Origin of the sequence: Marseilla massiliensis (genome assembly GCF_016899855.1) — a bacterium.
In the GTDB taxonomy this organism is placed as follows: domain Bacteria; phylum Bacteroidota; class Bacteroidia; order Bacteroidales; family Bacteroidaceae; genus Prevotella.
This window is the reverse complement of sequence record NZ_JACJJG010000095.1, coordinates 1-10,005: the sequence shown is the minus strand read 5'-3', so window position 1 is coordinate 10,005 and position 10,005 is coordinate 1. Positions and strand designations below refer to the sequence as shown.

General features: G+C 44.2%; 9 protein-coding genes. 3 read left to right on the top strand and 6 right to left on the bottom strand.

What is annotated here, in order from left to right:
• Nucleotides 1–50: 50 nt before the first annotated feature.
• Together H6A34_RS11870 and menA are read right to left on the bottom strand one after the other, a co-directional pair.
• Complete coding sequence (locus tag H6A34_RS11870) at nt 51–731, bottom strand: hypothetical protein (RefSeq protein ID WP_021948147.1); 681 nt, start codon at nt 729–731, stop codon at nt 51–53.
• Between the two features lie 13 nt (nt 732–744).
• Nucleotides 745–1,614, bottom strand: a complete 870-nt coding sequence (menA, locus tag H6A34_RS11865; RefSeq protein ID WP_239480866.1) for a 1,4-dihydroxy-2-naphthoate octaprenyltransferase — start codon at nt 1,612–1,614, stop codon at nt 745–747.
• Between the two features lie 114 nt (nt 1,615–1,728).
• Between menA and H6A34_RS11860 the strand changes: the two genes are divergently transcribed.
• Complete coding sequence (locus H6A34_RS11860; protein WP_021948149.1) at nt 1,729–2,367, top strand: HD domain-containing protein; 639 nt, start codon at nt 1,729–1,731, stop codon at nt 2,365–2,367.
• A 58-nt stretch (nt 2,368–2,425) separates the two neighbouring features.
• Nucleotides 2,426–3,082 carry a peptidylprolyl isomerase gene (locus H6A34_RS11855; protein ID WP_239480867.1) on the top strand — a complete coding sequence of 219 codons (657 nt, stop codon included), beginning with the start codon at nt 2,426–2,428 and terminating at the stop codon, nt 3,080–3,082.
• 256 nt (nt 3,083–3,338) lie between these two features.
• On the opposite strand, the gene H6A34_RS11850 is transcribed toward H6A34_RS11855, so the two are convergent.
• From H6A34_RS11850 to H6A34_RS11835, 4 genes are all read right to left on the bottom strand, one after another.
• On the bottom strand, nt 3,339–4,979 hold the full coding sequence (locus tag H6A34_RS11850) for a dipeptidase (RefSeq protein WP_205105689.1): 1,641 nt from the start codon (nt 4,977–4,979) through the stop codon (nt 3,339–3,341).
• Nucleotides 4,980–5,055: 76 nt separating this feature from the next.
• Entirely contained in the window at nt 5,056–6,624 is a 1,569-nt protein-coding gene (locus H6A34_RS11845; RefSeq protein WP_205105688.1) for a M23 family metallopeptidase, read from the bottom strand.
• Nucleotides 6,625–6,835: 211 nt separating this feature from the next.
• Nucleotides 6,836–7,684, bottom strand: a complete 849-nt coding sequence (gene nadC / locus H6A34_RS11840) for a carboxylating nicotinate-nucleotide diphosphorylase (RefSeq protein WP_205105687.1) — start codon at nt 7,682–7,684, stop codon at nt 6,836–6,838.
• 24 nt (nt 7,685–7,708) lie between these two features.
• Nucleotides 7,709–8,194, bottom strand: a complete 486-nt coding sequence (locus tag H6A34_RS11835) for an outer membrane beta-barrel protein (protein WP_021948154.1) — start codon at nt 8,192–8,194, stop codon at nt 7,709–7,711.
• Nucleotides 8,195–8,376: 182 nt separating this feature from the next.
• Between H6A34_RS11835 and H6A34_RS11830 the strand changes: the two genes are divergently transcribed.
• A partial coding sequence (locus tag H6A34_RS11830; RefSeq protein WP_205105686.1) for a glycoside hydrolase family 10-like protein occupies nt 8,377–10,005 on the top strand: 1,629 nt, incomplete at its 3' end.

Sequence of the window (10,005 nt, the reverse complement as noted above, 5' to 3'; positions counted from 1 at the left end):
GTGTTCGGGCGGTTGGCATCTATAAAATATACTGACTTTATCACAAAAGATTACGTCCCTTCTTCCTCCTTATAATCCCTGCATATTTCAAGGAACAGCATGGGATTGTAGGCTATGCTATCCCACAGGCGCCGACCGCCCTTGAGAACACGTTTATCTACGTATTCAACAAAGTCACGGCGGGTCTTCTTATACCGAATCCGCATAGCATTAAGGCTGATTACGTTGCCTGTCATGAATGGCACTATCACACTATCACCTTTAAGACAAACTCCGTATATTGTCGAAATATTCATCTTGCCAAGCTGCATGTTCTGGGAATCAACACCGTTCCACCAATACATCTTCCCAAGTTCATTTTCTCCTTCAACATAGACAAACTGACGCTGTACGCGTTTAGGTTTAAGCAGTGACGGGTTAGCGACAAGGTGCGATTCCAGATGGTCATATCTGCCATCTTCAGACGTTTTCTTAACAAAATCTATCGAACGCACGTCGTCAGCGTCATACTCTGTAACATCGTTACCGTCTGGCGTCTCCGATAAAGTGAATGAAGTGTTCATCCTCTTGAACAGCTTTCCGTCCACCCAATATGTCCGCACATACCCTTCAACTACGGTTCCGTCATTGAGCGTTACGCTTACATGATCTTTCTCGGGGTCATCGGCATGTTGCGCATTCGCAAACACACATACCGTAGCCATAATCAAGGCTAAAAAAATCCTTTTCATAATTCTGTTAATGTTATGCATCCAACAAAAAGCCTACAGATACAAGCACACCATAAACAAACATATTACGCGCCGTCAGGCCGAGTACCGCATTCAATGCCTTGCCTTTGCCGATACGCACCATCCTGCGGTAAGCAAAATAATGCAGTAACATATACAAAACGGGCAGGCACGAAGCCCACACATGCCCGTATAGGACATACGACAAGCCTATCAACACAGCCACAGCGCCAGATGCAAGATAAGCCAAGCGTCCGCCCACGGCGCCTATCCTTACAACAAGCGTCCGCTTTCCGGCACGTGAGTCATTGTCAATGTCGCGATAATTGTTTATCAACAGCAACGTGTCAATCACGAAACCACATGCCAATGAGGCCAAGAACACCTCGGTTGTAATAGTGCCAAGCTGGATGTAATATATGGCACACACGGGAACAATACCGAAAAACACGAGCACGAGGATGTCACCAAGACCCTTGTACGACAATGATGTGGTGTACAGAAAACAAAAAACAACGCAAATAGCACCTATGGCTATCATACCTACCCCTCCGTACATGACCAGCGGCATGCCTACACAACAAGCTAACACGGTTGTAATTGCAATTGCGCGCAACATACTTTTTGCCGATATCCACCCTTGTGCACACGCACGGCGTGGTCCAAGACGCGTCTCGTCATCATTGCCACGGATAAAGTCGAAATAGTCGTTTATAAAGTTTGCGTCAATCTGCATTATGAAAGCGAACAGTACACAGAGTATAGCGGGGGCAAGCCTGAATGCCGCCACTCCGCCGTCAGCAAAAGCCATTGACAACCCTATCATGACGGGAACAGCAGCACCGGCCAGCGTCTTCGGACGTGCGGCCAGTAACCAAGCCATGGGTGAACCTGCTATAATTTGTTTTTCTTCATTCATCATCCCTTTACTTGACTTTTTGCTTGCAAAAGTAAACATTTAATTGTATATTTGCAAGAAATTAAGATACATTGAACCATGACGGAAAAAAATGTCAATCTTGACTTGATGGCTTTCATCGAGACCGAAATCCTGCCACGATACTCTAACTTCGACAAGGCCCACAGGCTACCGCACGTAACCAACGTAATACGCCGTTCCGTCAAACTTGCCACTACTATCGGGGCCGACGTAAACATGGCCTATGCCATAGCTGCCTACCACGATCTCGGGCTGGAGGGTCCAAGAGCCATACATCACGTCACTGGCGGCAAGATTCTGGCGGCCGACGCACGGCTGAAGAAATGGTTTACGGCAGACCAGATAAAGGTAATGAAAGAGGCCGTAGAAGACCATCGTGCATCGGCTTCGCATGCACCACGCAGCGTTTACGGCAAGATTGTAGCCGAGGCCGACCGCGAGCTGCAACCCGAAACAGTGTTCAGGCGCACAATACAGTTCGGCCTTGACCGATACCCTGACAAGAACAGGGACGAACAATGGCGCCGCTTCATGGCGCACCTTGACGGGAAATACTCGCAACACGGATACATACGGCTATGGATACCGGGCTCAGAGAACGAGACAAACCTCAAGAAAATACGCGAACTGATTATCCAACCAGTAAAACTGAAACAGATATTTGATAAAATATATGATGAAGAAAAAGGATTATGACACTACAACAAACCGCCTCCACACGGTAGCGAAGAACATGTTTACGTTCATCTTCGCAATGGCCATGATGACAGCATGTAATGCACAGACAACAGATACGGCACGACATGAGATTCTGCTAGAGACATCAAAAGGAAACATACGCATAGCATTATACAACGAGACACCACAACACCGCGACAACATTCTGAAACTTGTAAGGCAAGGATACTACGACGGCCTACTGTTCCACCGTGTAATATACAATTTCATGATACAGACCGGCGACAGCGCAAGCCGTAACGCCAAGGCTGGACAACTGCTCGGAGACTCACCCGAAAGCTATAAGATTCCTGCCGAGATACGTTACCCTGCCCTATTCCACAAACGCGGTGCGGTAGGAGCCGCACGGGAAAGCGATACTGACAACCCTGAACGAGCGTCATCTTCATCTCAATTCTACATTATCTATGGACGGCGCTTCAATGACACAATGCTTGACGAGCAGCAACGGCGGCTCGACAAACAGACAGGCGGTACTGTCAAGCTTACACCTGAGGTGCGTGAAGTGTATAAAGCAACCGGCGGAGCGCCACACCTTGACGGTCAATACACGGTATTCGGAGAAGTCATGGAAGGGTTGGACGTGGTGAAGGAAATCGAATGGGTTGATACTGACGACAACGCCCGGCCTAAGGAAGACATACGTATAATACGGGCCACGGTGGTGAAATAATCAGCATGGCAGCGAATCACATCACATTGCATTTCATGAAAGACGGCATTTTGTAATGCAAAATACCGTAAAACACAAGCTAAAAGGCGGCCTTTGGTAATTCCAAAGGCCGCCTTTTGCTACACTCTTTGTATCCAAAAAGGCAACGTGAGATACATGCTTAATACCTCACACACAAAACCCCGCCGACCAATTCATCACCGGTCGACGGGGCGTAGTCCGTATGCTTAAATAATACAAATGTCCATTAACGTAATTATTCAGCAGGCACGGCATACTTATCGCCGGTAGTACGTACAATCTCACGTGCCGTATAATCAGGATATCCAGGGCGCTCGACGGGGGCTCCAATACCCGTCTTTGTACGCTTGAACTTGCCGTTATCTTCAGGTTTTACGGTCATGTCGTTATACTTCACAATAAGATAAACGGCCAACTGTTTCCATCGTGCCAACATCTGCTGCGCCTTGTCGTTGCTGTAACCGTTTAAAAAGGAAACAGCCTTTGATGGACTTTCGGCATACAGTTGCTTTGCATTCGCCTCAATATCGGCTTGCTCTGCCATATAGCTTGTCTCGAGCGAATCCCTTACCTCCTTCAACGAACCGAACATCATTGAGTAACGTGGGTACACCATATTGCTTACCCAGTTGCAAACCCAATAAGCGTTCTTGTCACTGAATGTCAGGGCATCCGCCCCAGGCGTATTGTAACATTCAGGCTGAGTGGTATTACCGCAATAAACGGGAGTGTATGCCACCATGTTGCCGTCGTCATTGCCAAACCAAAGAATACCCCCAATCTGTCGCGGAAGCCACGAACGCAACTGTGCAATATACGAGAAACCTGACTGTTGCGTGGATGTAGGTCGCTCATTAAAGTATTCCTTTCCATCAACTTTATACGTAAGAGGCGTAGGGCGGTAAGGCATATTCCATATACCCTGCCCCGGGTCGTTGTCAAGAGCAAACGGCGTACCTTCATAATGGTCACGCATACAATCACGCATGTCCTGCAACGTAACCTTCTTGTTCGGCACAATCCACAACGGCATTGGCTCGGCATTCTTCACCTTACCCTCTGCATAAGGCAGATAGCGCTCCATGTCATCCGAGAAATGATTAAAGAAGCTCCACACGCGAGCCTCGCAGAAGCGGCGCCCGGAAAAATCCGGATAGGCGTACGTTTCACAAAAACTGAAGTCTTCGTCCTTTCCGTCAAACCATCCCTTTTCCCTTGCAAATTTAATGCAGTCTTTAGAGAACATCACATTCTTCTTATCCTTCTGGTCGAACGTACGGATTCTGCTTTGGTTGGCATGCGCACAAATCGCACTGTCTGGAATACGCAACGCTACCCATACTACTCCTTTGCTGCCAGGTCCTTTACCCATCATCTCCATTACCCAAGCTTCGTTGGGGTCACAGATAGAAAAAGTCTCGCCTTCGGAGCAATATCCGTAAGTCTCAGCAAGTGTTGTCATCACCTTGATAGCCTCACGGGCAGTCTTAGAGCGTTGCAGGGCAATATATATCAACGAGCCATAATCAAGCACACCGGTGGAATCCACCATCTCATGACGTCCCCCGAAAGTGGTTTCACCGATAGACACCTGGTATTCATTTATATTGCCTATCACGTTATAAGTTTCCGCCGCTTCAGGTATTTCGCCATGATATTCCTTTGTGTCCCAGTCATAAATCTGACGCATCTCTCCCTTAACATGTTTCCCTGCAGGAAAATGGCAAAGACCGATGAACATTCCGTAATCATCCGCGTTATAAGTCGTAAACACCGAACCGTCGGCACTTGCATCCTTGCCTACGATGAAGTTCGTACATGCCTGTGCATAAATATATGCAGACAGCATTAAAACTGACAATAAGATTTTTTTCATATTTACTGTTATTTATTATTTCCGATAATCCAAGATAAACAGGTTTTTGAATGTAGTTACCTATAGCACATTTATCCTAATAAATGAATTGTGCCTTAAATACTTTCACATTGTTCCTATTATCTGTGAGAACAAGTTTCAATACACGCTGCCGCCCAGTCTTTCTTAACGGGGTTTCGCTTAAAGTGCATGTATAGACATGAGCCTTTTCATTATACTCAAACAGAACAAAACGGCCGTCCACAAATCCACGGATTGACTTTAGACCACTCTTTTTGTCATATGCATAAAAACGAATTGTTTTTGACGACGCACTATAACCTGATATTACAGGCGGTTCATCATCATACGCTATTTCATAACTTGCGCCAAGTTCACGAATACGTCCTGTCACCCAACCATCCTTATACGTTCCACCCATATACCGATCTACGCCATAATGGCTTACTATATATAATTTGCTCGGGTCTGGTACGGCCTTTTTAAACCTAAGACTTATCTTTGCCCAACCGAAAAGTGGATATGACTGCCTGTAAAAACACCATTCATTGGACAACCCACCGTCATCAACACCCATCTTCGGCGACAATTCTATATCGTCAGGCAACAGCCCTTGTGAAACTGTAAGTGACAGTCCCGGACGCTGAAAACAATTCATTCTGTCATACCTTAATGTATTCATAAAATTACGCGAATCCACAGCCGGAATGTCTTGCCGTTGCCCACGAACTATAAAAGTATATTGCCGCGAATTTCCAAATACATCGGTTATGGTGTAAACAAAATGGTAATCACGCTCTTCATTAAAGTCAACATATCCATTACTACCTTGCGATGTACGCAAAATAGGCAACGTATTGCCAGGCTCAACAAACGATTTCATATACCAAACGTGCGTCCGGCAATAATGTTCATAGTCTCCCCATGAATTAACCATACGATTACAATGGTCCGGTATGCTGTCAACATCACTCTCGAACACTATCTTACCGTCAACGGTTAGTGTTGTGTGCCGCACCCCAAGAATGCCGTAGCTACCTTCCATGTAATCATTTGCCCAAATGCCGAATCCGACTTTACCCCATGCGGTAAACTTGCGTGTAAGGTTAAGTGACGAAAAACCGTATGACTGTTTCCGTGACGAGCCACAGAAAAGCCCTTGTCCTTTCATCGGATATGCCATGAACGAATGAGCTATTGGCTTTGTTGTATCGGTTACGTAATATTTCAAGTATTGTAACGGGTCAAGGAAACTCCACGTTCTCGTATCGCGAAATTCAAGATGAAGATGTGGGGCCTTGCTCGCTCCGGAATTACCACTTACGGCAATAAGCTGTCCTCTTGACACCGGATAATCCGTAGGCCTTAAGCGAACATCTGCAAAATAATCCTGGTTTTGGTATTGCCATTTACGTACAATAGCTTCCAACTGGGGAGTGAACTTTTTTAAATGGCAATACACGGTAGTTATTCCACCAGGGTGCCTCACATACACCGCATTGCCAAAGCCATAAAGTCCAACCGTTACCCTGCTTACATAACCGTCAGCAACAGAAAAAATAGGCTTACCTTCTACCTGCCCTGTACGTACATCAATACCTCCATGAAAATGATTAGGACGTGGTTCACCAAAATTTCCAGCCAAGGAAACAGGATAATTGACCGGAGGACTAAAAGTCAGAATTGATGAGACAAGCAATGTAGATAAAAGACCTAACACTTAGATAATAATTATTATGAACATAAAAAGTGAAAGCAAAAAGATGGAATACATGTATATATAAGACTAATCATATTTTCCTATACTCGAAACATATAATATTCCGCCTTTTCACTTTCACTGAACTAACATTCATTCAACAGGCCTTGAAACTCATGTCAAGCCCCTTAACAGAATGCGTCAATGCCCCGACAGATATAAAGTCGACACCACATTCTGCATACAGGCGTATCGTATCAAAAGTAATTCCGCCGCTTGATTCAGTCTCATATTTACCGTCAATCATCTCAACAGCCTTTTTAGTATCTTCAACCGAAAAATTGTCAAGCATTATACGGTCAACTCCCCCACAATCAAGAACCTGCCTTATTTCGTCAAAGTTACGCACTTCAATTTCTATCTTCAAGTCTAACGACTTTTCCGTAAGATACTTATGACATCTGTCAATTGCATTCTTTATGCCACCGGCAAAATCAACATGATTGTCTTTCAGCAGTATCATGTCAAAGAGCCCTATTCTATGGTTGACCCCTCCCCCTATTTTCACGGCCTGTTTCTCAAGCATACGCATTCCGGGAGTAGTCTTCCTGGTATCAAGAACTTTTGTTTTTGTACCCTCAAGCCTCTTTACATACCTATGCGTCATGGTTGCAATTCCGCTCATACGCTGCATTATATTGAGCATCAGACGTTCTGTCTGAAGTAATGAGCGTATCTTGCCACTGACGATCATGGCTATATCGCCCTTTTTAACTTCAGATCCATCTTTGATAAGTACATCAACATGCAATGTCGGGTCAAAACGTGCGAATACCCTTTTAGCGACTTCAACACCTGCAAGTATTCCGTCTTCTTTTATCAACAAGTGCGATTTACCCATCGCATCATCAGGTATGCAACATAATGTTGTATGGTCACCATCGCCTATATCCTCAGCAAAGGCAAGGTCAATGAGCCTATCTTCCAATTCGTCAACTGAGTACATATAATTAATATCCTTTCTATTAAATTACAAATAAACACCCACTCCTATTTTAAATCCAATTTTGGAATAATCTGAATGGTCCTTAAACGACTGGTCGTAATAAATAGCCGGTTCAATTGTCACTGACTTATTAAGGAAAAAAGCATAACCGACCTCAATACCCGGCATCAAGTCATTATAATTATGATTGGCGTGTACGAGTTTTGCATTAACCCCTAAATACAATCCATTTTGTATTATATAATATCTTCCGCCGATACCGAAAGTCAACATATCCGAAGCTCCTTCAAGTCCGCTATGCTGGTAACCGAACTGTCCAAGCAACATCCAATCATCGGCAAGCAGGTATCCGGCTTTAGCATCCAAGCCTAAATTGAACTCTTCCGCACCACTATAACTGATGTCAAGCCCCGATAATGAAGCTCCCACATACCACTTACCTTGCTCAAACTGAGCATGACTTGCCACTGCCATTAATAAGGCAAGCAACAGCATTGAGATTTTTTTCATAAAGATTATATTTATTTTTGTTTATTGTCAGGCGGTTGCCGATTTTACGGTTTTATCACATATTCGGCTAAAACAGCCCTGTCTGCTGACCATATCATCGTAATGCAAAAGTACATATTAAATTTGAAAAACAAAAAAAATACTATAACTTTGCACGAAATTATAGATGTTTATACCACAAAATGAAACTTTTAGGCAAATACCTGACAACAACAACGATAACAATCACACTAATTTTATTGACACTGCCATGCTTTGGCGTAGGGCAAGGAGAACTGTTCAGAGTTAATCCCAAACATGAAGTAAGGGCTGTATGGCTTGCTACAATTGGAGGTCTTGACTGGCCTCGTTGTTATGCTAACAGCTACATTTCTATTGAAAACCAGAAAAAAGAACTGACACAAATACTTGACAAGCTTAAAAAAGCGAACATAAACACGGTTTTATTTCAAACCAGAATAAGAGGAACCGTAATATATCCGTCCGCAATCGAACCTTGGGACGGTTGTTGTTCAGGCATTCCTGGCAAAAGTCCAGGATACGACCCGTTAGCTTTCGCCATTGACGAATGCCACAAACGCGGTATGGAAATCCAAGCCTGGATTGTGGCCATCCCAATCGGTAAATGGAATTCTTTTGGATGTAAAACCTTACGACGTAAACATCCGACCTTGGTTGTCAGAAAAGGCAATGAAGGATACATCGATCCGAACAATCCCTCTGCGAAAAAATACATAGCCGACATATGCTCGGAGATAACCAGCAAGTATGATGTTGACGGTATACACCTTGACTATATACGATACCCAGAGACATGGAAGGTCGACACAAAAAACGACAAGGCCCGCCAAAATATCACAGATATTGTAAAAAATGTATATAATGTAATAAAGAGCATAAAGCCGTGGGTGAAACTCAGTTGCGCCCCGATAGGCAAATACTCGGACCTCGCACGTTATTCAAGCAATGGCTGGAACGCTTTTTCCAAGGGCTACCAGGACGCCCAAGGGTGGTTACGCATGGGCATAATGGACCAGATTTACCCGATGATGTATTTCAAGGGTAACCAGTTTTATCCTTTTGCGCTGGACTGGAATGAAAACTGCCATGGCCGAACTATCGTACCCGGACTTGGAATATACTTTTTATCATCGGAAGAAGGCAATTGGCCTGTAGATGAAGTCATAAGGCAAATGTATGTTGCCCGCAAAAAGGGTATGGGATACGCATTCTTCAGAAATAAATTCTTCTGTGACGACACAAAAGGACTTTATTCTTTTACCAAGGATTACTTCAATCTATATCCGGCACTAATTCCTCCTATGACATGGGCACACATGCCCACACCTTCAGCTCCCAGTAACTTAACAAAAATAAAGTCGGATGACTTCGAGGCAATAAAATGGGACAAAATCACAGATAACGCAAACGGTGGAATAAGTTATAACGTATATGCCTCAAGAACATATCCGGTCGACATTAACGACACACGCAACCTGATTGCGCAACGATTGCAGGAAAACCATCTTGCAATAAACAGCAAGGACAATTTATACTATGCCGTAACGAGTATGAACCGTTATGGGCAAGAAAGTGCCCCTGTACAGGAAAAAGCTGAAATACAACCTGAAAGAACCACGGAATTTCTTAAAAACGACGGACGGAAATTATGGCTTCCAGATAAAGGCCATGAGCTCGATGCTGATTATATAATGATAAAAAGTCTTGCAGGAACAATCATTAAGACACTACCCTACCGAGACAAAAGTACAGACATTACCGGAATAAAGAACGGTTGTTACGTGATATAT